At 67.3% G+C, this 23,964-nt stretch carries 16 protein-coding genes; 8 read left to right on the top strand and 8 right to left on the bottom strand.

Going from position 1 to position 23,964, the window contains the following annotated elements; all coding sequences use genetic code 11:
• Positions 1–436: 436 nt before the first annotated feature.
• The 4 genes from ACIHAO_RS17860 to ACIHAO_RS17845 all read right to left on the bottom strand — a co-directional run bounded on the left by ACIHAO_RS17860 (position 437) and on the right by ACIHAO_RS17845 (position 9,781).
• Positions 437–1,669, bottom strand: a complete 1,233-nt coding sequence (locus ACIHAO_RS17860; protein ID WP_396559265.1) for a DUF222 domain-containing protein — start codon at positions 1,667–1,669, stop codon at positions 437–439.
• Positions 1,670–2,288: 619 nt separating this feature from the next.
• Positions 2,289–7,172: a DNA repair ATPase gene (locus tag ACIHAO_RS17855; RefSeq protein ID WP_396559064.1), complete on the bottom strand. Its 4,884-nt coding sequence runs from the start codon at positions 7,170–7,172 to the stop codon at positions 2,289–2,291.
• Positions 7,169–9,178: a flotillin family protein gene (locus ACIHAO_RS17850; protein WP_396559062.1), complete on the bottom strand. Its 2,010-nt coding sequence runs from the start codon at positions 9,176–9,178 to the stop codon at positions 7,169–7,171. Before ACIHAO_RS17850 ends, ACIHAO_RS17855 begins: the two co-directional genes overlap by 4 nt.
• An 18-nt stretch (positions 9,179–9,196) precedes the next feature.
• Complete coding sequence (locus tag ACIHAO_RS17845; RefSeq protein ID WP_396559060.1) at positions 9,197–9,781, bottom strand: hypothetical protein; 585 nt, start codon at positions 9,779–9,781, stop codon at positions 9,197–9,199.
• Between the two features lie 448 nt (positions 9,782–10,229).
• Between ACIHAO_RS17845 and ACIHAO_RS17840 the strand changes: the two genes are divergently transcribed.
• The 5 genes from ACIHAO_RS17840 to ACIHAO_RS17820 are packed head-to-tail and all read left to right on the top strand — an operon-like array spanning position 10,230 to position 15,203.
• The gene (locus ACIHAO_RS17840; RefSeq protein ID WP_396559058.1) at positions 10,230–10,496 is read left to right on the top strand and encodes a hypothetical protein; all 267 of its coding nucleotides are present in this window, start codon (positions 10,230–10,232) and stop codon (positions 10,494–10,496) included.
• A gap of 23 nt (positions 10,497–10,519) precedes the next feature.
• Positions 10,520–12,619, top strand: coding sequence for a (Fe-S)-binding protein (locus tag ACIHAO_RS17835; RefSeq protein WP_396559056.1), 2,100 nt, complete (start codon positions 10,520–10,522; stop codon positions 12,617–12,619).
• Between the two features lie 48 nt (positions 12,620–12,667).
• Positions 12,668–13,597 carry a metal ABC transporter substrate-binding protein gene (locus ACIHAO_RS17830; protein WP_396559054.1) on the top strand — a complete coding sequence of 310 codons (930 nt, stop codon included), beginning with the start codon at positions 12,668–12,670 and terminating at the stop codon, positions 13,595–13,597.
• Positions 13,594–14,337: a metal ABC transporter ATP-binding protein gene (locus ACIHAO_RS17825; protein WP_396559052.1), complete on the top strand. Its 744-nt coding sequence runs from the start codon at positions 13,594–13,596 to the stop codon at positions 14,335–14,337. Before ACIHAO_RS17830 ends, ACIHAO_RS17825 begins: the two co-directional genes overlap by 4 nt.
• On the top strand, positions 14,334–15,203 hold the full coding sequence (locus ACIHAO_RS17820) for a metal ABC transporter permease (RefSeq protein ID WP_396559050.1): 870 nt from the start codon (positions 14,334–14,336) through the stop codon (positions 15,201–15,203). Before ACIHAO_RS17825 ends, ACIHAO_RS17820 begins: the two co-directional genes overlap by 4 nt.
• A gap of 30 nt (positions 15,204–15,233) precedes the next feature.
• On the opposite strand, the gene ACIHAO_RS17815 is transcribed toward ACIHAO_RS17820, so the two are convergent.
• From ACIHAO_RS17815 to ACIHAO_RS17805, 3 genes are read right to left on the bottom strand one after another with little or no spacing between them, the layout of a single operon-like run.
• The gene (locus ACIHAO_RS17815) at positions 15,234–15,848 is read right to left on the bottom strand and encodes an LppA family lipoprotein (protein ID WP_396559048.1); all 615 of its coding nucleotides are present in this window, start codon (positions 15,846–15,848) and stop codon (positions 15,234–15,236) included.
• Between the two features lie 15 nt (positions 15,849–15,863).
• Positions 15,864–17,600 (bottom strand): alpha/beta hydrolase, encoded by a 1,737-nt coding sequence (locus tag ACIHAO_RS17810; protein ID WP_396559046.1) that lies wholly within the window; start codon positions 17,598–17,600, stop codon positions 15,864–15,866.
• Positions 17,600–17,917, bottom strand: coding sequence for a hypothetical protein (locus ACIHAO_RS17805; RefSeq protein WP_396559044.1), 318 nt, complete (start codon positions 17,915–17,917; stop codon positions 17,600–17,602). The genes ACIHAO_RS17810 and ACIHAO_RS17805 overlap by 1 nt, the downstream gene beginning before the upstream one ends.
• Positions 17,918–18,187: 270 nt before the next feature.
• Between ACIHAO_RS17805 and ACIHAO_RS17800 the strand changes: the two genes are divergently transcribed.
• From ACIHAO_RS17800 to ACIHAO_RS17790, 3 genes are read left to right on the top strand one after another with little or no spacing between them, the layout of a single operon-like run.
• Positions 18,188–19,003 carry an ABC transporter ATP-binding protein gene (locus ACIHAO_RS17800; protein ID WP_396559042.1) on the top strand — a complete coding sequence of 272 codons (816 nt, stop codon included), beginning with the start codon at positions 18,188–18,190 and terminating at the stop codon, positions 19,001–19,003.
• 17 nt (positions 19,004–19,020) lie between these two features.
• On the top strand, positions 19,021–20,007 hold the full coding sequence (locus ACIHAO_RS17795) for an ABC transporter substrate-binding protein (protein WP_396559040.1): 987 nt from the start codon (positions 19,021–19,023) through the stop codon (positions 20,005–20,007).
• The gene (locus ACIHAO_RS17790) at positions 20,007–22,022 is read left to right on the top strand and encodes an iron ABC transporter permease (RefSeq protein WP_396559038.1); all 2,016 of its coding nucleotides are present in this window, start codon (positions 20,007–20,009) and stop codon (positions 22,020–22,022) included. Before ACIHAO_RS17795 ends, ACIHAO_RS17790 begins: the two co-directional genes overlap by 1 nt.
• A 70-nt stretch (positions 22,023–22,092) precedes the next feature.
• Here ACIHAO_RS17790 and htpG read toward each other — a convergent pair whose 3' ends face one another.
• A complete protein-coding gene (gene htpG / locus ACIHAO_RS17785) occupies positions 22,093–23,958 on the bottom strand; it encodes a molecular chaperone HtpG (protein WP_396559036.1) in 1,866 nt (621 codons plus the stop codon).
• Positions 23,959–23,964: the final 6 nt, after the last annotated feature.

Below are 23,964 nucleotides of genomic sequence, written 5' to 3'. Positions count from 1 at the left end.
CGGTCACCGACCGTTCCTGTACTGCCGGATCTCCGCGTCGCCGCTTTCCGGCAAAGGACCCAGTCGGCGACATGCGCGGCCACCGATGACAGCGGTACCGCGGCCGGGTGTGGCGGCCGTCGCCGTTTTCTGGCAAAGGCGGCTGCCGCGGGGTTGTGGTCACCGACCGTTCCTGTACTGCCGGATCTCCGCGTCGCCGCTTTCCGGCAAAGGACCCAGTCGGCGACATGCGCGGCCACCGATGACAGCGGTCCTGCGGCCGGGTGTGGCGGTCGTCGATTGCGGGTGCGCGGGCATCGACCGTTGCGGCGTCACCGGATCGCTGCGATGACCGTCGCCGTTCCTCGGCAAAGTGAGGCCGCCGGAGGCGTGCAGACTCACTGACGGTGCGGTCTCACCGGGTCGATGCGGCGTCGCCACTTTTCGGCGACGTGGCTCAGAACGGTGGCGCTTCCTCGGTCGAAGCGGTTTGCGTGCGGGGCGGGTGGAGTGGCGGTGGGGTGCTGTCGTAGCTCTGGCCGGTCGGGGTGGTGACGGTCAGGGTGCCGTCGGACGCGAGGCGGTAGATCCAGCCGGGTTCGTCTTTGAGCCGGTGATCCCGGCGGCAGAGGTCGATCAAGTCGTCGGCATTGGTGGCGCCGCCGAACTGCCACGGCACCGAATGGTCGAGATCGCAGGTCTGCGCGGGACGGCCGCAGCCGGGTCTTCGGCACTCACGGTCCCGCACCCGGACGAACTCGCCGACGCCCGCTGTCGGACGGTACCGGTCCCGGCCGAGGTCCAGCACCTGTCCGGACAGCGGATCGGTGATGATCCTGCGCAGCACGGTATTCGGGCCGGTCGCGATGTGCCGTGCCAGCGCCGCCGGGAGGTGACCGTGTCCGGCCATTTCCGCCGGGTCGTCGTTGAGGCCCAGGTAGGTGAACAAGTCCATGTACAGGAACACTTCCGCACGTTCGCTCGTGCCACCCTGACCGCCGAGCAGGAGATCGAGCGCGACGTCCGCGCGCAACTGGTCCAGGGTGCGGGTTTCGTCGCCGGTCTTGAGCTTCTTGGCTTCTCTGTCGATTCGAAGGTAGGCGGCGTTGACCTTCTCGGCGGGTCCATCCTCGACCTCGATCGACGCCACCCCCGTCTCACCCTGCCGCACGCTGAGACGGCGACCTTCGCGATAGTGCTCGGCACGTTTGTCGGCGCCTTCGCGGTCGACCGTGATCGCCGCATGATTCGCCGCCTTCCTGATCTGGCCGGAATTCCTCCCCGCCAACCGGTCCTCGAGCAGGGCATCGGCGGCCCGCGCATTTTCGTCCGACAGCCACGCCGTCGCCGCGGCGACCTTCATCGCTCCGAAGCCACTCACTTTTCCTTGGTCCATCAGGGTCAAGGTGCGTGGCAGCCGGGTGGTCAACGCTTCGGCGGCAGCGACCATCGCACCGGCGTGATTGTCCACAAGGGACAAGGCGAAGGCGACTTCCTGCGTGACACCGGGCGCGCCCTCGCGATGCCGGTTCAGCTGGGCCAGTGCCCGGAACCGGACCGCCTCGAGCCGGGCGATTCCCTCCGACGCCGCTTGCGCGACAGCGACGGAATCCTTGTCGTCCAACAAACCTATCGAAGCGTTGACCGACTCCAAATCGCTCGGGTCGGTGATTTTCTGGAGTAGCGCCACAGGCGCGGATCTGTGTGTGTCCACTCGACGACCATACGACCGGCCACCGACAATTCCGGATCATGAAGCCGCTGTGAAGCGTTGCCGATTTTCGGTAATGAGGCTTTAGGGAGCGTCAGCCGTTCTTCTCGACAACCCGGCGCCAACCGACCAAGACACCGAACACCCCCATCACGCCGCACACAAGCACTCGGCCTGAACCATGAAGCCACTGCGAGGCGTCGCCGAATTCCGGCAATGAAGCTTTAGGGAGCGTCAGCCGCTCTCCCCGACAACCCGGCGCCAGCCGACCAAGACACCGAACTCGCCCATCATGCCGCACACAAGCACTCGGCCTGAACCATGAAGCCGCTGTGAAGCGTTGCCGAATTCCGGCAATGAAGCTTTAGGGAGCGTCAGCCGCTCTCCCCGACAACCCGACACCAACCGACCAAGACACCGAACACCCCACCACGCCGCACACAAGCACCCGACCCGAACCATGAAGCCACTACGAGACGTCACCGAATCCCGGCAATGAAACCTCAAGCGAGCGACCACTGAACCAGGCGGCCGCCGTCACCGAACCCCGGCAACAGCGGCCAACCCGACCCAACCCAAAGCAAAACCAAGACCGCCCTCACATCACATCCCGGACGACCATCCGTTCCGAAGCGCGCTCGATGGCCGCCTCCACCGCGCCGACCCGGTCCGCCAGGAGGCCCATCGCGCCGACCGCGCGGCTCATCGGGTCCTCGTCGTCCCCGCCGAGGGCCTGCGCGCGCAGGTACGCCGCCTTCACGTCCGCCCATCGCTTCGCTTCCGAGGGACTCAGGCGGCCGCGGAGTTCGGCCAGTTTGAGCAGGTTGGCCTCGGCGCCGGAGGTCAGCGTTTGGGCTTCGCCGGCGTAGTGGTCGTCGATCAGCGCTTCGAGTTCGGCGTCGTTCATCGCGGGCACGATCCGGCCGGCGAGTTTGTTCATGTTCCGGTACGAGCCCTGTAGCTGGAAGGGCGGTTCGACCCGGGACGCGTCCGCCTGCGCCGCCGAAGCGATGTAGGCCTGGTTGTTCTTCAGGATGATCCGCTGCACCTTGGTCAGTTTCCGCAGTACGGCGAGGATCTGCTCCAGTTCGGTCGCCGAGTACGCGTGCTTCAGCTGGTCCGCCCGGACCGAGCCGTCGCCGCGCGCCAACCGAACCAGAACGTCCACATCGGACCGTTCGCGGGAGACCAGCGGGGCGAGGACGGTGTTCGCGGTGAGCGAGTTTTCGATGTAGCTCAGCGCGAACAGTTCTTCCTTGCCCGACAACACATCGCCGAGGTTCCACACGTCGGCACGGTTGGCGAGCATGTCCGGGATCCGGAACCGTTTGCCCTGCTCGGTGTACGGGTTGCCGGCCATGCAGACCGCGAACCGCTTGCCCCGCAGGTCATAGGTCCGCGTCCGGCCCTCCCACACGCCTTCCATCCGCCGTTGCGCGTCGCACAGCGAGATGAACTTCTGCAGCAGTTCCGGCGAGGTGTGCTGGATGTCGTCCAGGTACAACAGCACGTTGTTGCCCTGCTCCAGCGCGAACGAGATCTTCTCGACCTCTTGCCGCGCGGTCGCGTTGGGCGCGTCCGCGGGATCCACCGACGTGACGTCGTGCCCGAGGGCCGGCCCGTTCACCTTGACGAACACCAGCCCGAGGCGGCTCGCGACGTACTCCATGAGGGTCGTCTTGCCGTAGCCGGGCGGCGAGATGAGCAGCAGCAGACCGGACTGGTCGGTACGCCGCGCGTCGCCGGTCGCGCCGAGTTGCTTGGCGAGGTTGTCGCCGATCAACGGCAAATAGACCTCGTCGAGCAACCTGTTGCGCACGAAGGCACTCATGACCTTCGGTTTGTATTCCGTCAGCCGCAGCCTGTCGCGTTCGGCCGCCACCAGATCGTTGCGCAGCCGTTGGTACGCCCGGAAACCCGGCACCCGGTCACGCCGGAACCGCAGCGTCCTGGCGAGCGTCTCGTCGAGCCGCAGGGTCAGGGAACGGTTGACGATCCGGGGATGCGAGCCGAGTAGACCGTCCACAGTGGCCGAAAGCTCCGCCGAGGAATCGTAGCGGGGCAAGTCCGCCAGCTCGATCGCGACGGCCTCTGCGAGTTCATCCGGAGAAAGGCCGACCGAGTCCACAAAGGACCGGAGCCAGGCTTCGGCGAGCTGGTAGCGGTCGGCGAGGTCTTCGAGGGCACGCAGGTCTTCGGCGAAGCTACGGCGGTCGAGCCGGAACTTGTCGAGCAGCGTCCGCGCCCCACCACTGGTGACGAACCCCGGGGACCCGTCGGCCAGTTCCTCGAACAGGTACTCACCGGCGAGTTCGAGGTCCAGCGTGAGCCCGGACGACGTGGCGAACGCCGTCATGGCCTCGGTGAGCTCCCGCGCCAGCGCGTCGATCGCCGTGGTGTGCCCGAAAGCCTCCCGCACCCGTGCGAGTGACGCCGCACGCGTCGTCCACGCGGACTTCGCCGCTTCTTCCGCGCCGAAAGCCCAGAACAGCTGCGCGGACGCCCTAGCGGCCGGCGGATACCGCAGGAGCCCTGCCGCGGAACGCAGGCGCAGCAATACCGACAGGATCGCGGCGGCGTCGTGGTCGTGCACGCCACGCGCGTAGCCCTCGTCGTAGCGGTCACCGGCGACGCGCCGAACGACCTCCAGCAGGTCGGAGTCTTGCAGGTCGGGCTTCTCGGCCAGAATCGACGTCGCCAGGTACTCGGCGCGATAGACCTCGGGCGACTCCGAGACCAGCAGTTGGTCCCAGTACGGCCGCGTCGCTTCGAACGACTCGTCGCGCACGGGCGAGCGGTAGTCGGTCCCGGTGATCGCGAACTTCATTCCGCCGTCGTGCGGCACCAGGGTGAGGTCGATGTCCTGCGTGTTGACCGCGAAGGTGTTGCGGCCGAGGCGGATCGTCTCCCCGTCCTCGCCGTAGAGGTCGAGCCTGTCGCGCAGCGCGCGGCCTGCCTCCTGACGGGCGGCTTTGACCCGGCCTTCGAGTTCTTCGGCGCGCACCTGATCGCCGAGGTCACGCAGTTCGGCGACCACACTGCGCAGCTTCGCGACCATCGGATCGGAGGCGAAGTAGGTGTTGATCTCGTCGACCGAACCGAGCGTGCCGACCCGCCTGGTGACACTCGTGAGGATCCGCTCGGCCGAGTCGACCAGCCTGTCCGCGCGACGCGCTCGTTCGTCGAGCAGCGCCTGCTTGCGCGAGGAGAACGCCTCGTAGACGTCGGTGCGCTTCTCGCCGAGCGACGCGAGGAAGTCGTCGAACTCGCCGAACCGCGATTCGAGGTTTTCCAGCTGCAGCAGCAGTCTGCCGAGCTGCTCGTCGCAGCGGTCCGGCGTGTCCGCGACCGCGAGCCCGCCGGTGATCGCCTGCGCGAGCAGCGCGAACTCGGCGGCGAACTCCGCCCGGCCCTCGGTTTCCAGCAGCTCCTTGCGCCGCGCTTCGAGGGTGGCCCGTGCCCGGTTGACCGCGCCGATGACTTCGCCGACACGTTCGAGGATCTTCGTCCGCACCACGGCGTCCGCGATCTCCAGCCCGCCGACGACGTCGGTGAGGACCTCGAGTCCGCCGGACTGCTCGTCCAGCTGTTCGGCGACCGGGACGGCCTCGGCGACGGTGGAGATCGCGCCCGCGGCCTCGATCAGCCCGTCGACCTCGGCGTGGTAGCTCGTGAACGCGTCCTCGCCCTGCAGGAACCGGACGGCGCGCTGCGCGGCCTCGCCGAATTCCGTGTCGAGGCCGGCGATCAGCTTGTCGACGCGGCCGGTGTCGACATAGCGGAGTTCGCGCACGGTGACGAGATGGCCTCGCGCGCGGTGCATTTCGGCGAGCCTGCGCACCCACGCGTCGGCCGCGTTCAGCGCCTCTCCCCGCACCTTCCGCACGAGCGAGGCGGTTTCCGCGGCGGCTTCCTCGACGGCTTCGGCCGCCTGCGAGGTGAGCGCGGTGACCGTCTCGAACTCGTCGAGCACCTGTTCCGCGGTGACGCGGACGTCCGACAACGGCGACCGCAGATCGCCGAGTTCGGCCTCCCCGAGCCAGTGGTAGTGGTCGAAGACCCGTGCGCACGCGGCGATCAGTGCCTCGAACACCGCCGCGGACGGTGCCATCTCGCCGACCATCCGGCCGATCGAAAGACAGTCGGAGATCCCGCGGACCAGATCGGCGTTGCCGACCCGCTCCAGCGGCCCGGTCCCGGCCGGCTGCGACGCCGCGTACGTGTCCGACTGGAACGGCGTCCGCCACACCTGCATCGGGTGCACGCGGCTCGGCTCCTCGGACAGCGCGCGGAACAACACCATCGTGCCGTCGTCGAACAGCGAGTACCCGTGGCACGGGATCGGGTTCGAGACCTCTTTGCGAATCACGTTGTACGGCAGGAGAAGCGAGCGCCCGTCGGCCCGCGCGTGGAAGACGTAGAGCACGTCCTCACCGTTGGGCGAACGGATCACGCGTTCGAATTCGAGACCGTCCACAGTGGTGTCGAACGTCTTGCTGACACCCGTGTCGAGGTAGTAGCCGCCGGGGAAGATGATCCCGTGGTCCTCGGGCAACCGCTGGCACGCCTGCCCGATCCCGTCGAGGCGCACGACGTCGCGCGTGCGGGTGTTGAACACCAGGTACCGGTGGACGGTCTCCTTGTACGGCAGCACCCGCAGCAGGATCAGCGGGCCGATCCTGGCGTAGGACACCTCGGCGTCGGCGAGGCTCTGCAGCGGCTCGTCGACCGCCTCGGCGTAGACGCCCTCACCGGTTTCGGTGTTGTTCTCGACCTTGATCGTCAGGTTGCCGCCGACGGTCTCGACGAACACCTCGTCCTCGATCGAGATATGCGGATGCCGCCCGAGAACGTGCTGTTCGCGGCTCGTCTCGATCCACTCGAAATCGTGCGACGGCGGGAAGACGTGGTCGCGTTCGCCCCGGCTATCCACATAGGACAAAGTGCCGTCCGGGGCGATCCCCCAGCGCAGCACCCGGATGTCCTCGGTCCGCGGACCGATCTGGAACACCGCGAGCAGTTTGCCCTCGACCCGCCGCAGCTGCAGCAGCTTCGCCTGCCGGTAGTACCGGTACAGCTCGGCGAAGTCACGGACGAACTGCTCGTCGCGCAACAGCTCCGGCAACTCTTCGGCGGGCACGTCGTCGAAGCGGAAGGCTTCTTCATCATGACTGAAGCCGTGCAGCGAGAAGACATCGTCGACCGTCGTCTCGGGCTTGAGCCCGATGAACACGTTGTAGCCGAACAACATCCGCCCGCCGACCGACACGACGTCCCGCGGCACGCAGTTGTTCGCCGTGCGGATCCGCTCCGTGCCGATCAGCGCGAGCTGCGCGCTGCCGAACACCCCGAGCCGCGCCTTGTTGAGCTCGTCCGCGCGTTTCGCCAGTTCGGCGGCCTGTGCGGCGAGCCGGGCGCGGAGCACCTCGTAGGTGCCCGCGTCCAGCTGCTCCGTTCCTGCCGCCGGTTCGGTCGTCGTCACTGCTTCGCGGGGGCGAGGGCGGCGACAGAGCTGTCGGCGAGGCCGAGCCGCTGCGCCATCGACAGCAGCTCACGCAGCTTGTCGCTGTCCGGGCCGCCCGCCTGCAACTGCTTGGCCAGGAAGGCCGACAGCGTCAGGTTCTTCACGTCCTCCGTGCTCACCGAGCCGACCAGTTTCGTCAGGTCTTCGGTGAAGCTGCCCGAACCGTCGAGCCACGACTTCCCGAGGGTCTGGACGACGTCCGAGTGCTCGACGAAGCCGTCCACGCTCTTGCCGAGCCCGATCGAGCCGATCACCTTCTCGAAGAACATCGTCTCGCCGCCGACGATGTCGATGTCGGCCTTCTCCAGCCCGATGCCGAGGACCGTGGCCTGCGCCTCGGCGACCTCACGCTGCACGTTGAGCGCGGCGAGCCGGATCTCCTTCTCGGCCTCCAGGCGAAGGCGGTACTCCTCGTGCTGGCGGCTGGCGGTGTCGAGCGCGGCCATCGCGGCGGCCTTCTCGGTGAGACCTTCGGCCTCGCCCTTGAGCTTGTCGCGCATGCCGTCGGCGAGCACGATCGCCTTCTCGCGTTCGACGATCGCCTCGGCCCGGCCGACCTTCTCCAGCGCGTCGGCGTCGCGTTCCTTGACCTGCGCCGCGGCCAGACCGATGGCGGCCTCTTCGGCCTGGATGCCTTCGGCAAGGCGGATCCTCGCGCGGGTGTCCAGTTCGGCGGCCTGCTGGCGAGCTTCGGCCAGCGTCAGTTCCTCGCGGGCCTTGTGCTTCGAGGCCACCTCGGCGGCCTCCGCGGCCTTGATGTCCTTGACGAGGCTCTCCTGCGCTTCCGCCTCGGCCCGGATGATGATGGCCGAGCGCTGACGCTCCGCCTCTTCGACGACGCGGAGCTTCTTGATGTTCTCTTCCTGCTCCGCCACGGTCTTCTCGACCGCGATCCGCTCACGGATCACCTCGGCGATGGACCGCTTCTCGGTCTCGACTTCCTTGTCCTTGGCGATCCGGGAAAGCTCGGTCTCGCGCTCGCGGCCGATGACCTCGAGCAAGCGGTCCTTCTCGATACGCTCGCTCTCGATGGCGATGACGCGCTCGCGGTTCTTGCCCGCGACCTCGATCTCACGCTGCTGGTTCTGGTGCTGGATGCCGAGCTGCTCGTCGGTGCGCAGTCCCGCGGCCTGCGACTTGAGCCGCTCCTCCGCCTGCACCTTGGCGATCTCCGCCTCTTCACGCGCCCGCATGGTCTCGACCTCGCGGTTCTGCTTGATCTCCGCGTCGGCCTGGCGCCGCTCCAGTTCGAGGATCGCCTCGCGGGCGTCCACGTTCTGGCGGGTGATCTCCTTCTCCTCGCTGCGGCGGAACTCGTTCGTGCGCACGTGCTCGATCGCGGTCAGCTCGGTGATCTTGCGGATACCCTGCGCGTCGAGGATGTTCGCCGAATCGAGCTGCGCCATCGGCGTCTGCTCGAGATAGTCGATGGCCGCGTCCTCGAGGCTGTACCCGTTGAGGTCGGTGCCGATGACGCGGATGATCTGGTCGCGGAACTCGTGGCGTTTGGTGTAGAGATCCACGAAGTCGAGCTGCTTGCCGACGGTTTTCAACGCCTCGGAGAACTTGGCGTTGAACAGCTCCTGCAGGGTCGCCTCGTCGCTCGCGCGTTCGGTGCCGATCGCCTGCGCGACCTTGATCACGTCCTCGGTGGTCTTGTTGACCCGCACGAAGAACGAGATCCGGATGTCGGCGCGGATGTTGTCCCGGCAGATCAGGCCCTCGCGGCCGGTGCGGGTGATCTCCATCGCCTTGACCGAGGTGTCCATGATCTCGGCCTTGTGCAGCACCGGCAGGACGATCGCGCCGGTGAACGTCACGTCGACGCGACGGACCTTCGAGATGATCAGGGCCTTACCCTGCGGCACCTTCTTGAACAGCCTGGTGATCGTGAAGAGCAAGACCAGGAGGATGACAACTATCACGGCGATCAGAACGCCGGCCCCCACGCTGATGGCACCCATGGTTTTTCCTTTTCTGCTTCAGATGTCCAAGGACTCGACCCAGAAGAACTCGCCTTCCGAGTCGTAGTCATAGAGAACTACGCGGCTGCCCGCCGTGAGGTTGCCTTGGCCTGCCTGCCGAACGTCCACAATGGCCGTGGACCCGTCGGCGGCGGCGACTTCGGCCTGGCCGAAGTCATGAGTGACCGACGAGGTGCGGATGACCGCGGCCCGGCCGATGAAGTCTCTCCTGCTCGGCTCCTTCGCGGGACCGAACACCCGGCGCAGTGGCACCACGATCACCCTCGTCCCGAGTGTGCCGAGGACGAGCGCGACGGCGACCACGCCGGTCCCGAACCCGATCCTCGATGGTGTCGAAAGCTCAAGGTCATCGAGTAGAACCGTCCCTGCCAGGCTGGCGAACCAGGTGAATGCGATCAGTAAAGAGAGCGAAATGGACAGTGGGACCCCGCCGAAGCCCGCCAGGAGCCCGTCGCCGCCGTCGAACTCGTCGAGATCGAAGGCACCGAGCAGGGCCAGCAGCCAGTAGCCGATCACCACGATCAGCAGGAAGCTGAAGAGCACGGCCGGAAACCCCAGAGCCGCGGTGACGAACCCGCCCATCGCCGTCGTTCCCTCCCCATTACCCCGGGTCAGGACTATAACCAGCGCGTGACGCCGGGCGGGCCGTTTTCGGCTACGAGTGGGTCACAGTGCTCCTCGCAATCAGTCACCTACTTGCGCCCGACTCCTCCCGCAAGTAGGTGACTGATTGCGAGGTGGGGGTTACGCCGACCGGCCGCTCCGAAGCCATCCGGTTGGACCTGTCGCACCGCCGGAGCGCGCCCTACTCTCCAGTATTGAGAGTGACACAGGACACACCACGGTCTTGGGAGGCTCCATGGGGTGGCACGTTCGCGAAACGATCGATGAGGATCAACGCGAACGGCGAATCCGCCACGTCACCCGATGTCTGAGTTGCACGCTCACCTGCGTCCATTGTGGACTTCCCGCGAGATTCTCCGTTCCCGCCGGGCATCCCGGCCTCGGCGTGGTCGAACACCTTCCCGGCGTGACCACCCCCGGTCTCCCGGATCTGGCTCTGCTGCACCGGTTCTGCCGGGACAATCTCGCCGCGGAGCCGGGTATCGCGCTCAGGCGCGCCTATCTCGGCCTGGCGACCGAACTCTTCGAAACGGGGCGGCGGACCCGCCGTCACCACCGGCTCGGCGTGCATCCGCCACGACCGGGACACCTCGAGGCCTACCGAAAACGGTGGCGAGTGGCCAAAATGCGGTACGCCTGCAAGGCGTGCCGGTACTACACCGGCTCTCACTGAGCCGATTCTCCCCCGGAGGACTCGTGCTCGTTCGTCTCATCCTCGGTCTGCTCATCACCGTCGTCGGACTCGCCTTCGCCGCCCGCCGCGCACTGTGGCTCGCCAAACTGATCCGGTCCGGCCAGCCGGACGAAAAACGCTCGGACGTCATGGCCGTCCGCGCGAAAACACATCTGGCCGAGGTCTTCGGGCAGCGCAAACTGCTGAAGTGGTCCGTCCCCGGGCTCGCGCATCTGTTCACGTTCTGGGGTTTCGTTATCCTCGGCTCGGTCTACGTCGAGGCGTATGGCGCTCTGTTCGACCACGACTTCCACATCCCGCTCATCGGGCACTGGGCGGTTCTGGGCTTCCTCCAGGATTTCATCGCGGTCGCGGTGGTCGTCTCGCTCGCGGTCTTCGCGGTCATCCGGATCCGCCAGGCACCCGAACGGAAAGATCGCGCGTCGCGCTTCTTCGGCTCGCACACCGGCGGCGCCTGGCTGATCCTGTTCATGATCTTCAACGTGATCTGGACGATGTTCCTCTTCCGGGGCGCGTCGGCGGCGGTCGGCGTCTTCCCGTACGAGTCGGGCGCGTGGGTTTCCCTCGGCGTCGGCGAACTCCTGGAGCCGCTCGGCCCCGCGGTCACCGAACCGCTGGAGACCGTCGGGCTGCTGCTGCACATCGGCGTGATGCTCGCGTTCCTGTCGATCGTGCTCTACTCCAAGCACCTGCACATCTTCCTGGCGCCGGTCAACGTCACGGCGAAGCGGCTCCCGGACGCACTCGGACCGCTGCTGCCGATGGAGTCCGCGGGCAAGCCGATCGACTTCGAGGATCCGGGCGAGGACGACACGTTCGGCCGCGGCAAGATCGAGGACTTCACCTGGAAGGGCATGCTCGACTTCGCCACCTGCACCGAATGCGGCCGCTGCCAGTCGCAGTGCCCGGCGTGGAACACCGGGAAACCGTTGTCTCCCAAGCTGATGATCATGGATCTGCGCGACCACCTCTTCGAGAAGGCGCCGTACATCCTGGACGGCAAGGAAGCGCCCGAAGAACGTCCACTGGTCGGCACCAAGGAGGACTTCGGCGTCATCGATCCGGACGTCCTCTGGTCCTGCACCACGTGCGGGGCCTGCGTCGAACAGTGCCCGGTCGACATCGAGCATGTCGACCACGTCGTGGACATGCGCCGCTACCAGGTGATGATCGAGTCGGCCTTCCCGAGCGAACTCGGCGTGCTGTTCAAGAACCTCGAAACCAAGGGAAACCCTTGGGGCCAGAACAATTCCGACCGCCTCGCGTGGACGAAGGACCTCGGCTTCGAGGTGCCCATCTTCGACGGCGAACTCGCCGAAGACGTCGAGTACGTCTACTGGGTCGGTTGCGCGGGCGCCTTCGACGACAACGCCCGCAAGACCGTCCGCGCCACCGCGGAGCTCCTGCATCTCGCCGGGGTGAAATACACGATCCTCGGCACCGACGAGTCCTGCACCGGCGACCCGGCGCGCCGCTCCGGCAACGAGTTCCTCTTCCAGATGCTCGCGCAGCAGACGGTCGAGACGCTGAACGCGGTGTTCGAGGGCCGCGAACCGGGTACGCGCAAGATCGTCACCACCTGCCCGCACTGTCTCAACACACTCGGCCGCGAGTACCCGCAACTGGACGGGCACTACGAAGTCCTGCACCACACGCAGCTGCTGAACCGGCTCGTCCGCGCGGGCAAGCTCACCCCGGTCAAACCGGTCGACGCCGGCCCGGTGACCTACCACGACCCGTGTTACCTCGGCCGCCACAACAAGGTCTACGAGCCGCCGCGCGAACTCGTCGGCGCGACCGGCGCCACGCTCAGCGAGATGCCCCGGCACGCCGACCGCTCGCTCTGTTGCGGTGCCGGCGGCGCGCGGATGTGGATGGAGGAGCAGATCGGCAAACGCATCAACCTCGAACGCGTCGACGAGGCACTCGGCACGGACGCCGAAACCATCGTCACCGGCTGCCCCTTCTGCCGCGTGATGCTGAACGACGGTCTCGTGCAGCGGCAGAGCGAACAGCGTGGCCAGAACGTCACCGTGCGCGACGTCTCGCAGCTCCTGCTGGAGACCGTGCGGGAGCGGGACCGGACCACCACCGAGATTTAAGGCACACGAGAGTTGGAAGTTCGGCGCACCGAACTCTAAACTCGCGGCATGGCGAATCTGCGCAAGACCGTGTGCGCGCTGGCGGCGTCGACGGCACTCGTCCTGTCCGCTTGCGGCGGTGCGGGCGACGCGACGAGCGGCGGCACGGACGACAAGCGGCCCGTCGTGCTGACCACGTTCACGGTCCTGGCGGACATCGCCTCGAACGTCGCGGGCGACAAGCTCCGGGTCGAGTCGATCACCAAACCCGGCGCCGAGATCCACGGTTACGAGCCCACCCCGGACGACATCAAGAAGGCCGCGAAGGCCGACCTGATCCTCGACAACGGGCTGAACCTGGAGGCGTGGTTCGCCCGGTTCGTCAAGGAGAGCGACGCGCCGCACAAGGTGGTCAGCGAGGGTGTCCAGCCCATCGCCATCGGCGAAGACGCCTATCAGGGAAAGCCGAACCCGCACGCGTGGATGTCTCCGACGAATGTGGGTATCTACGTGGACAACATGGTGAAGGCGTTCAGCGAGCTCTCTTCCGGCGACGCCGCCGTGTTCAAGGCGAACGGCGACGCCTACAAGGCGAAACTGAAGGAGGTGCGGGACGAGATGACGAGTGCGCTGAGCGGCCTGCCGCAGAACGAGCGAGCGCTGGTCACCTGCGAAGGCGCCTTCTCCTACCTCGCGCGCGACACCGGCCTCACCGAGCGGTACATCTGGGCGGTCAACGCCGAACAGCAGGCCACGCCGCAGCAGATCACCCGCGCCATCGAATTCGTCAAGCAGAACAAGGTCCCCGCGGTGTTCTGCGAGTCGACCGTCTCGGACGCCCCGATGCAGCAGGTCGTCTCCGCGACCGGTGCCGCGTTCGGCGGCGTCCTCTACGTCGATTCCCTGTCCGGCCCCGAAGGACCGGTGCCGACCTATCTCGACCTCATCCGCCACGACTCGAAGACGATCGTCGCCGCGCTGACCGGGGCGAAGCCGTGACGGCCGCGATCCGCGTCGAAGGCGTCACGGTCCACTACGGCGACGTCCTCGCCCTCGACGGCGTCGACGTCACGCTCGAACACGGGCACGTCTGCGGGCTGGTCGGGGTGAACGGCTCGGGCAAGTCGACGCTGTTCAAGACCATCATGGGCATGGTCCGGCCGGACACCGGCACGGTGTCGATCGACGGCGGCACCCCCGCCCGCGCGCGCAAGACCGGCGTGATCGGGTACGTGCCGCAGAGCGAGGACGTCGACTGGTCGTTCCCGCTGTCGGTGCGGGATGTCGTGATGACCGGCCGCTACGGGCGGCTCGGCTTCACCCGGCGGCCGCGCCGTGTGGACCACGAAGCCGTCGACCACGCCCTGGAGCGGGTCGAACTGACCGAACTCGCCGGACGGCAGATCGGCCAGTTGTCCGGCGGGCAGCGCAAACGCGCGTTCGTCGCGCGCGGCATCGCCCAAGGCGCCCGCGTCCTGCTGCTGGACGAGCCGTTCGCCGGCGTGGACAAGCGGTCGGAAGCCACGATCACGCGGCTGCTCAAGGAACTCGCGGCCGACGGCGCCGCGGTCCTGATCTCCACGCACGACCTGCACGCGCTGCCCGGCCTCGCCGACGAGGCGATCCTGCTGATGCGCAAGGTGCTCGCGCACGGCTCCCCCGGCGAGGTGCTCAGGCCCGAAAACCTCGCGCTGGCCTTCGGACTCGATGTCCTGCAACGGGAAGAGGAACTCGCGTGAGTCTCTACGACCTGTTCCTCGAACCACTGAGCTACGACTTCATGGTGCGGGCGCTGGCTTCCACGGTCATCGCGTCCGCCGTCTGCGCGGTGCTCTCCTGCTGGCTGGTGCTGATCGGCTGGTCGCTGATGGGCGACGCGGTCTCGCACGCCGTGCTGCCCGGCGTCGTCCTCGCGTACGTCCTCGGCGCGCCCTTCGCGCTGGGCGCCGTCGTCTTCGGCTTCCTCGCCGTGGCTCTGATCGGCGTCGTCCGGGACACCAGCCGCGTCAAGGAGGACGCCGCGATCGGCATCGTGTTCACCACGTTGTTCGCGCTCGGGCTCGTGCTGATCTCGGTGACGCCGAGCCAGACCGACCTGAACCACATCATCTTCGGCAACCTGCTCGGCGTCGACACCTCGGACCTCATCCAGATCGGCGTCCTCGGCGCCATCACGCTCACCCTGCTGGTGCTCAAACGCCGCGATTTCACCTTGTACGCCTTCGATCCCACACACGCGCACGCCATCGGGCTCAACCCGCGGGTGCTCGGCGCCGCACTGCTCGGGCTGCTCGCGCTGACCGCGGTCGTGGCGCTGCAGGTGGTCGGCGTGATCCTCGTGGTGGCGATGCTGATCATCCCCGGCGCCACGGCGTACCTGCTGACCGACCGGTTCGGCCGCATGCTCGTGATCGCGCCGTCGTTCTCGGTGCTCGCCGCGGTGACCGGGCTGTACCTGAGCTACCACCTCGACACCGCGTCCGGCGGGATGATCGTGCTGGTGCAGGGCGCCGGGTTCACGCTGGTGTACCTGTTCGGGCCGCGGCACGGGATCGTCGGGAAGCGGCTGGCCAAGCGCAGGCGCGAACTGGCGCGAACGGCGTAACCGGAAGCGGCATGACCCCATGCCACGACATCAGGCTCCACCGGACTGCGGCGAACCCCGCTTGTGGGCCTCGGTCGTCAGATGACACCCCGTCTTCAGCGTCAGCATGGTGCTGGTGCCGGTCGTCGTGCCGGTCGAGGTGGACAGCGTCAAATCAGCGCCGAACTCATCGAGCAAGTGGAACTCCCGGAATTCCGGTTTGCTCACCTCGAAGCCCTTCTTGGTGAAGCCGTGCTTGTTCGCGGCTTCGGCCAGCACCTGCGTGGCTTTCGCCCATGACGACTCGGGGATCACCTCCGGCAGCCCCCACGTCGTGTACGCCGTGTACACGTCGTGGACGTCGACCGCCCGGAAGGCGTTGCACCCGGGGGATATCTCGGCCACGGTGCCTTGCTGCCACGCCGAAAATCCCGTGGCTTCCGTGAGCTTGGCGCGCAACTCGGAGAGAGTCTGGTCGTACGTGGCCTGTACCTGTTTGGCATCGGGCCGCTTGCGGAGTTCGGCGAACTGCTGCTGGGTCGACATGCCGTCCTTGCCGTGGTCGTTGTCGAGATAGCCGGGGCTGCCGTCGCACGCCGTGCCGGCGAGCAGGACGACCAACGCCATCCCCGCGATCCAGCTGGAGGTTCGAACAGCGCGCTTCATACATTTCACCTGGGCCTACTTGGAGATGGTCAGGTCGGGACGACCGGCGACGACGGCCGCCATGTTGTACTTGCTGGTGCTGTCGGTGCCATCCGGAGTGATCAGCGTGTACTCGCTGTGGCCTGAAGACGCGACAAGCGGCCGACCGTCGAGCAGCGATGTCGCATCCTGGGTCGAGAGCTGCTTCATCCCCTCCATGCTGCCCGGATCTTCGCCGAACCGTCCGTGAGTGATGGTGCCGACGTCCGCCACCGGGTCGCCATCGGCCTCGAGCGTGTAGGCGTGGCCTTCCGGAATGTGCAGTTGCTCGATCGAGCGGCCGGCGATGCCGTCGCCGTACGGCTGGTCGGAGACACCAGGTGAGCCGAAGAAAACCGCGTCGTCGACGCCCGTGTCCTGATGCAACGCGATACCGGTGGTCAGCGATCCATACGAGTGGCCGAGAGCCGTGAGATGCGGGTCATCCGGCCGGGACATGTTGATTCCTTGGTCGAAACGGGCCAGCTTCTCGGCGCCGTCCTGTGCCGACCCGCCGCCGATGACGTCGACGTAGTCGCCGAGCTTGTCAGTCCCGGGCGGCTCGTAGCCGAGCCAGGTCACCGTCGCCACCGACTTGCCGGAGAGGTCACCGACCATCCGGTTGGCGCTCTCCCTGACGGTCTGCATGTCGTTCACATAGCCGTCGAGGTTCTTCTCCACAGCGGAGTTCATCCCTGGAGTGAACACGGCGACGTGCTTGGCGTTGTCGACGTCGCCGTTGGCCACCGCGGCCTTCACCTTGTCGCCGGTCATGTCGAGCGACATCAGCTGACGGTTCGGCAGCGGCTTGCCGTCCGGGCCGATAACGAGGCCGTCGATCTTGTCGAGAGCGGCCAGCCGCTCATCGAGCTTGCCGAGCTGTTCTTGGTATTTGTGCACGCTCGGGACATCCCGGCTCAAATCCGCGGGCGCGTGGCGCATGAGTTCGGTGCGCTCGTCGAGCAATTGCCGCTTCTCGTCCGCCAGAAGCTCGATGTTCGCCTTGCTCCTGGCCCACGCTGCCACGCCGTCCCGGTTGCCGACCAACCCCGGAAGGTCCTTGACGAGGCGTTCCTGCTGCTGTTTCGACAGTGAGTCCCACCAGGCGGCATTGGCCGCAGGGCCGGCATCGACCGGTGGCGGGGCGGGAATGGAAAGGGAACCAAGGGCTTCGCCGGCATTCCCGGCTGCGGCCAGGCTGGTTCCCTCGCCACTGGCGTCGATCGTGTGCCCGTTGATCGCCGGGTCGAGCACCGCGCAGAAGTCGTTGTCGACGTCCTCGGCGGAAAGCAGCGTCTGCTTCACGCGTTCACCGAGTTCCGAGGCAACAATCTTGCGCTCCCGCCCGACGTCTTCGCGCTGGTCTTCCGGGATATCAGGCGGCATGCCGTGGTCGGCGATCGCGCCATCCGCCCCGATCGAGAAATTGTGCGCTCGTGCCAGCTCCTCGGCTTCCTTGAAACCGGCCAGCACGCCGGTCGCGGCATCCGCCACGTCGCCACTTGCTCGACGAATCGCGGCGATCTCGGCCGCCCACTCTTTACCTTCTTCGATGAGGCGCCGCGAAGCGTCAACTGCCGCGGTGGCCGCGTCACCTGACCAGCCGCTCGGCATCGCGGCACCGTCGAAATCCTCGGAACAGGCGAGCAACTGCAGATATTCGCCGTTGAGCGCCGCCGACATGTCGGACAGAACGGCCGGATCCCAGCGTCGAAGATCTCCCCAGGACACCATCAGCCGGCCTTCGGCCCGCCGTGGGACACCGTCACGCGCAGGTCATGTTGGGCTGCCGCCTCGTTGCGGCGGTAGTTCGCCGCGGCCGCGCACAGGTCGCGGGAGTACGCCTCCCATGCCCCGGCCCAACGCCGGCCTTTCCCGGCCCACGCCGACTTCAAGGCGGCCAACTTGCCCACCGATCGCGTACCGGCAAGCCCGGCATCACCCGCCGGAATGACACCGGCCGTATCGAGCCCGCGGGCATCGTCGACCAACCGCCCGGCGGCCTTGCTCGCCTGATCGATCTCCTCGAGTACGGCCTCATATCCAGCCATCTGTCACACCCTCCCCAAGGCGACTTGTGCTGTCATGGTGACCATACGGCAACAGTCGGTCACTGTGAACCGCATCCGCCCAGGTCAGGGAGGTCTACTCAAGATTCCTCGCGTAGATCTACGCAGTGCCGTGAAGATCCGCCAGCCACAGATGCGAATTCCGGCGCGAAGAGCCGAAGCGTCCTTCGGCTCGCGTAACCGCGCAATCACCCCGCGCTCTGTGTCTCTCGTGACATGGGTACCGGCCTCACCTTAGGTTAGGCTCCCCTCATGTCTACGGAAGACGTGCTGCTCACCGGCCATGACCTGGTGCTCGCGCACCAAGAGCGGGCCGTGGTGGACGGCGTGTCGCTGTCGCTGCGGGCCGGCGCCGTGACCGCGCTGGTCGGGCCGAACGGGTCCGGCAAGTCGACCCTTCTCCGTTCGCTGGCGCGGCTGCACAAGCCTCGCGAGGGCAGTGTCCGGCTCGGGGAACGCGCCGTCTGGGGCGGGAACGCGTTGACCGGCAAGGAGTTCGCCCGCCGGGTCACGTTGCTGACCCAGCACCGGCCCACGCCGAGCGGGGTCTCGGTGCGCGACGTCGTCTCTTACGGCCGGTATCCGTACCGGTCGGGCTGGCGCGGGGTCGACGTCGGCGGCGCCGCCGCGATCCGCCGCGCGATGGAACTGACCGGCGTGACCCCGATGGCCGAACGCGGCGTCGACGAACTGTCCGGCGGCGAACTGCAGCGGGTCTGGCTCGCGTCCTGTCTCGCCCAGCAGACCTCCGTACTGCTGCTCGACGAGCCCACCAACCATCTCGACCTGCGCTATCAGGTCGAGATCCTCGACGTCGTCCGCGATCTGGCAGGAGAAGGCGTCGCGGTCGGCGTGGTACTGCACGACCTCGACCACGCGGCGATCATCGCCGACGAGGTCGTGCTGCTGAGCGAGGGAACCATCGTGGCCACGGGTGACATCGGGCAGGTGCTCACTTCCGAGCACCTCTCCCGGGCCTACGGCGTCACCGTCCACGTCGCGAACGACCCGGTGACGGGCGCGATCCACTGCAGGCCACTCGGGCGGCATTCGCCCAGGCCCGCCTGAGAAATCCAGGAAGAACCATGCGTTTGTCAACCCCTGCCGTCCTCGTCACGGCGACGGCCTTGCTGCTGTCCGCCTGCGGCACCACCGAGAACACCGGGAACACCACTGCCGCGCCGAGCGACACCGCCGCCGCGAGCGGACCGGTCACGGTGACCGACTCGCGCGGCAAGGCCGTCAACCTCAAGGCCCCCGCCAAGCGGGTGGTCGCGCTCGAGTGGGGCGAAGCCGAAATGGTCGCTTCGCTCGGGGTCATGCCGGTCGGCGCCGCGGACGTCGCGGGCTACAACGTGTGGGACAAGGCCGCCCCGCTGACCGCCGAGGTCAAGGACGTCGGCAAGCGCAACGAGCCCAGCGTCGACGCCATCGTCGGGCTGAACCCCGACGTCGTCATCATGGCCGAGGAGCGCGACTCGACGCTGGTGCCGCAGATCGAGAAGTACGTGCCGGTCGTGGTCACCAAGTCCAGCGACGCGAGCCGCAACTTCGACCGTCTGCGCGAGGACTTCAAGCTGATCGCGAAGACGGTCGGCAAGGAGTCCGAGGCGGACAAGCAACTGTCCGAAATGGACGCCAAACTCGCCGAGGGCAAGAAGGCCGTCGAGGCCAAGGGCGCCGCGGGCACCCCGTTCCTGATGGCCGACGGCTACCTCGAAGGCAGCACCGTCAGCATCCGCCCGTTCGGCAAGGGCTCGCTGGTCTCCGACACCGCCGAAGCCGTCGGCCTGAAGAACGCCTGGACCGGCAAGGTCGACCCGCAGTGGGGTCTCGGCCAGACCGACGTCGAGGGCCTGACCGCGCTCACCGACCCGAAGACCGTGCTGTTCTACAGCGCGTCCGAGGAAGACGTCTTCACCACCGGGCTCGCGCAGAACGCCGTCTACCAGCGCCTGCCGTTCGTGGTGTCGAAGAAGATCCACAAGCTCGAAGCGGGCACGTGGACCTTCGGGGGGCCGAAGTCGATCATCATGACCGCCGACCAGATCGTGAAGGCAGTCACGACCTGATGCGTGCCCGCACCTTCGCGGTGTCGGCGGGGCTGGTGGCGCTCATCGTCGTCCTCGCCGGCGTCCACCTGACCCAGGGCACCTCGACGTCCGGTCCGCTGGACGTGGTGAAGGCGATCTTCGGCCAGGGTGACGCGCAGACCCTCGCGGTACTGGAGGGTTCGCGCGTCCCCCGGCTGCTCGCCGCGTTGCTGCTCGGGGTCGCGCTCGGTGTCGCGGGCGCGGGAATGCAGTCCGTGGCAAGGAATCCGCTCGCCTCGCCCGACACGCTCGCGGTCAACGCGGGCGCGCATTTCGCCGTGGTGGCCATTTCCGCGTTCGGGCTTTCGCTGCCACTCGTCCCGGTCGGCGGGGCGGCGTTCGCGGGCGGGCTCGCCGCGGCCGTCGTCGTGCTGGGCCTCGCGGGCGGCGGTTCGGCGAGTCCGCGGCTGGTGCTCGTCGGCTCGGCCGTGTTGCTGGCGCTCCAATCGGTGACCATCCTGCTGCTGCTCCTGTTCGAGCAGGAGACGTCCGGGCTGTTCGCCTGGGGCAGCGGTTCGCTCACCGTTTCCGATCTGCGGGCGACCGCCCAGATGACGCCGATCGTGGTGATCGCCGTGGTGGCGCTCATCGCGATGGGCCGCAAACTCGACGTCCTCGCCCTCGGCGACGACAACGCGACCGTGCTCGGACTGCGGGTGCGCCGGACGAGGGTCGGCGCGGTCGTGCTGACCGTCGCGCTGACCGCGGCGGCGGTGACCGTCGCCGGACCGGTCGGGTTCGTCGGGCTGAGCGCGCCGGTGATCACGCGGCTGCTGTTGCCGATCGCCAAACACCGCGCGCTGCTGCCGGTGTCCGGGCTGGTCGGCGTGGTGACGGTGCTCGGCGCCGACGTCGTCCTGCGGGCGATCATGGGGTCGGCCGCCGCCGTGCGGGTGCCGACCGGTGTGGTGACCACGATCGTCGGCGCCGTCGTGATGGTGTGGCTGGCGCGGCGCGGGCGGGGCAGCGGCTCACGTCGTCCCGCTCCGGCAGGACGGGTCGGGGTCGCCGGATCGACCCGGCGGCTCGTCGTGATCTCCGTCGTGCTGGTGGTGCTGCTCGCCGTCATCCCGCTGGTGGGCCTGATGCTGGGCGACCGGTTGGTGCTGCTCGGCGACCTGGCGAACTGGGTCACCGGCAACACCGGCACCGCCTTGACCTTCGTGCTGGACCAACGGCTGCCGCGGGTGCTGGCCGCGCTGCTCGCCGGCGCCGCGCTGGCGGTGTCGGGCTGCGGGATCCAGTCGGTCAGCCGCAACCCGCTCGCCGAACCCGGTCTGCTCGGCATCACCGCGGGCGCCGGGCTCGGCGCGATCACGCTGATCACCATCGTCCCCGCGGTCGGCGCCTGGTCGATCGCCGGAGCCGCCGGCGTCGGCGCGGCCGTCGTGTTCGCGCTGGTCTACGGGCTGGCCTGGCGGTCGGGGCTCGATTCGGACCGGCTGGTGATCATCGGCATCGCGGTCTGGTCGGCCGGGATGGCGCTGATCACGCTGCTGATCGTGGTCTCCGACCCGTGGAACTCGGCCAAGGCGCTGACCTGGCTTTCGGGGTCGACCTACGGCCGCACGCTGGAACAGGTCGCACCCGTGGCACTGGCGCTGCTCGCGCTGACGCCGTTGTTGTGGATCAAGCACCGCGAACTGGACCTGCACGCCCTCGACGAGGACACCCCGCGCGTGCTCGGGATGCGCATCGAGCGGTCGCGGCTGATCGTGCTGGCCGCCTCCGGGATCCTGGCGGCCACCGCCGTGTCCGCGATCGGCGTGGTCGTGTTCGTCGGGCTGGTCGCGCCGCATCTGGCGCGGTCGCTCGTCGGCGGACGGCACGGCCGGGTGATCCCGGTGGCCGCGGCGCTCGGCGCGCTGCTGGTGAGCGTCGCGGACACCCTCGGGCGAACGGTCATCGCACCGGCCCAGATCCCGGCGGGCCTGGTCATCGCGATGGTCGGGACGCCGTACTTCGTGCTGGTGCTCTGGAAGACCCGGCCCTAAAAGTCCGTGAAGGACTCCTTGAGGGACTCTGGGTCCCTCAAGGAGTCCTTCACGGAACTACAGGGTTGAGCTACAGGGTCTTCTGGAGGTGGGTGGCGAGGAGTTTCGTGAAGCGGGCGGGGTCGCCCAGTTCGCCGCCTTCGGCCAGCAGAGCCATGCCGTACAACAGCTCCGCGGTCTCGCCGAGCCCGTCGTTCTCCCCCTGCGAGGCGAAGGCGTCCCGCAGCCCGGCGACCAGCGGGTGGCCCGGGTTGAGTTCCAGGATCCGCTTGATCTGCGGCATTTCCTGGCCCATCGCGCGGTACATCTTCTCCAGCGTCGGGGTGACGTCGTTCGTGTCGCCGACGATGCAGGCGGGCGACGTCGTCAGCCGCGACGAGAGCCGCACCTCCTTGACCTGCTCGGAGAGAGTCTTCGTGAGCCAGGTCAGAAGCCCGGAGAACTCCTCCTTCTGCTCGTCGGTGGTGTCGGAGTCGAGTTCGACCTCGCCCTTCGCGACCGACTGGAACTGCTTCTCCTCGAAGCCCGGAACCGCGTCGACCCACATCTCGTCGATCGGGTCGGTGAGCACGAGCACCTCGTACCCCTTGGCCTGGAAGGCTTCCAGGTGCGGGGAGTTCTCGATGCTCTGCCGCGACTCGCCGGTCAGGTAGTAGATGTGCTCCTGGCCGTCCTTCATCCGCTCGACGTACTCGCGCAGCGACGTCAGCTTCTCCGGATCGTTCGTCGAGGCGAACGAGCAGATGTCGAGGATCGCGGTGCGGTTCTCGTGGTCGTCCAGCAGGCCTTCCTTGACGGCGCGGCCGAACTCCTTCCAGAACGTCTCGTACTTGTAGGGGTTCTCGGCCGCCATCAGGGTCTTGACGGTCGAGAGCACCTTCTTGACCAGGCGACGGCGGATCAGCTGGATCTGCCGGTCCTGCTGCAGGATCTCGCGCGACACGTTGAGCGAGAGGTCCTGCGCGTCGACGACGCCCTTCACGAAGCGCAGGTACTCCGGCATCAGCGCTTCGCAGTCGTCCATGATGAAGACGCGCTTCACGTACAACTGGACGCCGCGTTTGCGCTCCCGCATGAACAGGTCGAGCGGCGCGTGCCCCGGCAGGAACAGCAGTGCCTGGTACTCGAAGGTGCCCTCGGCCTGGAGCCGGATCGTCTCCAGCGGGTCGTTCCAGTCGTGCGCGACGTGCTTGTAGAACTCGTTGTACTCGTCTTCGGTGACGTCGCTGGAGGAGCGGGCCCACAGCGCCTTCATCGAGTTGACCGTGACGACTTCTTCGCCCTCGGTCATCCGGATCGGCCAGGTGATGAAGTCCGAGTACTTCTTGACGATCTGCTTGATCTTCGTGGCCGAGGTGTAGTCGAAAAGCTGGTCTTCGGCGTCCTCGGGCTTGAGGTGCAGTACGACCGACGTGCCCTGCGGCAGGTCCGGGACCGTCTCGATGGTGTACGTGCCTTCGCCCTCGGACTCCCATCGGACGCCTTCGTCCGATCCCGCGTGGCGCGTCAGCAGCGTGACCTTGTCGGCCACCATGAAGCTGGCGTAGAACCCGATGCCGAATTGGCCGATCAGGTCCTGGGAGGCCGCGGAATCCTTGGTTTCCTTCAGTTTCTTCAGGAATTCGGCGGTGCCGGATTTCGCGATCGTGCCGATCAGCGCCACGACGTCGTCCCGGCTCATCCCGATTCCGTTGTCGCGCACGGTCAGCGTGCGCTTTTCGGTGTCGGTCTCGATCTCGATGTGGAGATCGTCGGTATCCGCCTTCAGGTCCTTGTCGCGGAACGCTTCGAGGCGGAGTTTGTCCAGTGCGTCGGAGGCGTTGGACACCAGTTCCCGCAGGAACGTGTCCTTGTTCGAGTAGATCGAGTGGATCATCAGCTGAAGCAGCTGACGTGCCTCCGACTGGAACTCGAGTGTTTCGGCAGAGGTTGTCACGCGGCG

Origin of the sequence: Amycolatopsis sp. NPDC052450, from assembly GCF_044547565.1 — a bacterium.
In the GTDB taxonomy this organism is placed as follows: domain Bacteria; phylum Actinomycetota; class Actinomycetes; order Mycobacteriales; family Pseudonocardiaceae; genus Amycolatopsis.
This window is presented reverse-complemented; position numbering and strand designations above follow the sequence as displayed.

What these genes read in the sequence shown, in the direction of transcription:
- ACIHAO_RS17850 (WP_396559062.1), bottom strand. Translation starts at nt 9,178, where the DNA reads ATGGGTGCCATCAGCGTGGGGGCCGGCGTTCTGATCGCCGTGATAGTT.
- ACIHAO_RS17845 (WP_396559060.1), bottom strand. Translation starts at nt 9,781, where the DNA reads ATGGGCGGGTTCGTCACCGCGGCTCTGGGGTTTCCGGCCGTGCTCTTC.
- ACIHAO_RS17830 (WP_396559054.1), top strand. Translation starts at nt 12,668, where the DNA reads ATGGCGAATCTGCGCAAGACCGTGTGCGCGCTGGCGGCGTCGACGGCA.
- ACIHAO_RS17815 (WP_396559048.1), bottom strand. Translation starts at nt 15,848, where the DNA reads ATGAAGCGCGCTGTTCGAACCTCCAGCTGGATCGCGGGGATGGCGTTG.
- ACIHAO_RS17810 (WP_396559046.1), bottom strand. Translation starts at nt 17,600, where the DNA reads ATGGTGTCCTGGGGAGATCTTCGACGCTGGGATCCGGCCGTTCTGTCC.
- ACIHAO_RS17805 (WP_396559044.1), bottom strand. Translation starts at nt 17,917, where the DNA reads ATGGCTGGATATGAGGCCGTACTCGAGGAGATCGATCAGGCGAGCAAG.
- ACIHAO_RS17800 (WP_396559042.1), top strand. Translation starts at nt 18,188, where the DNA reads ATGTCTACGGAAGACGTGCTGCTCACCGGCCATGACCTGGTGCTCGCG.
- ACIHAO_RS17795 (WP_396559040.1), top strand. Translation starts at nt 19,021, where the DNA reads ATGCGTTTGTCAACCCCTGCCGTCCTCGTCACGGCGACGGCCTTGCTG.
- ACIHAO_RS17790 (WP_396559038.1), top strand. Translation starts at nt 20,007, where the DNA reads ATGCGTGCCCGCACCTTCGCGGTGTCGGCGGGGCTGGTGGCGCTCATC.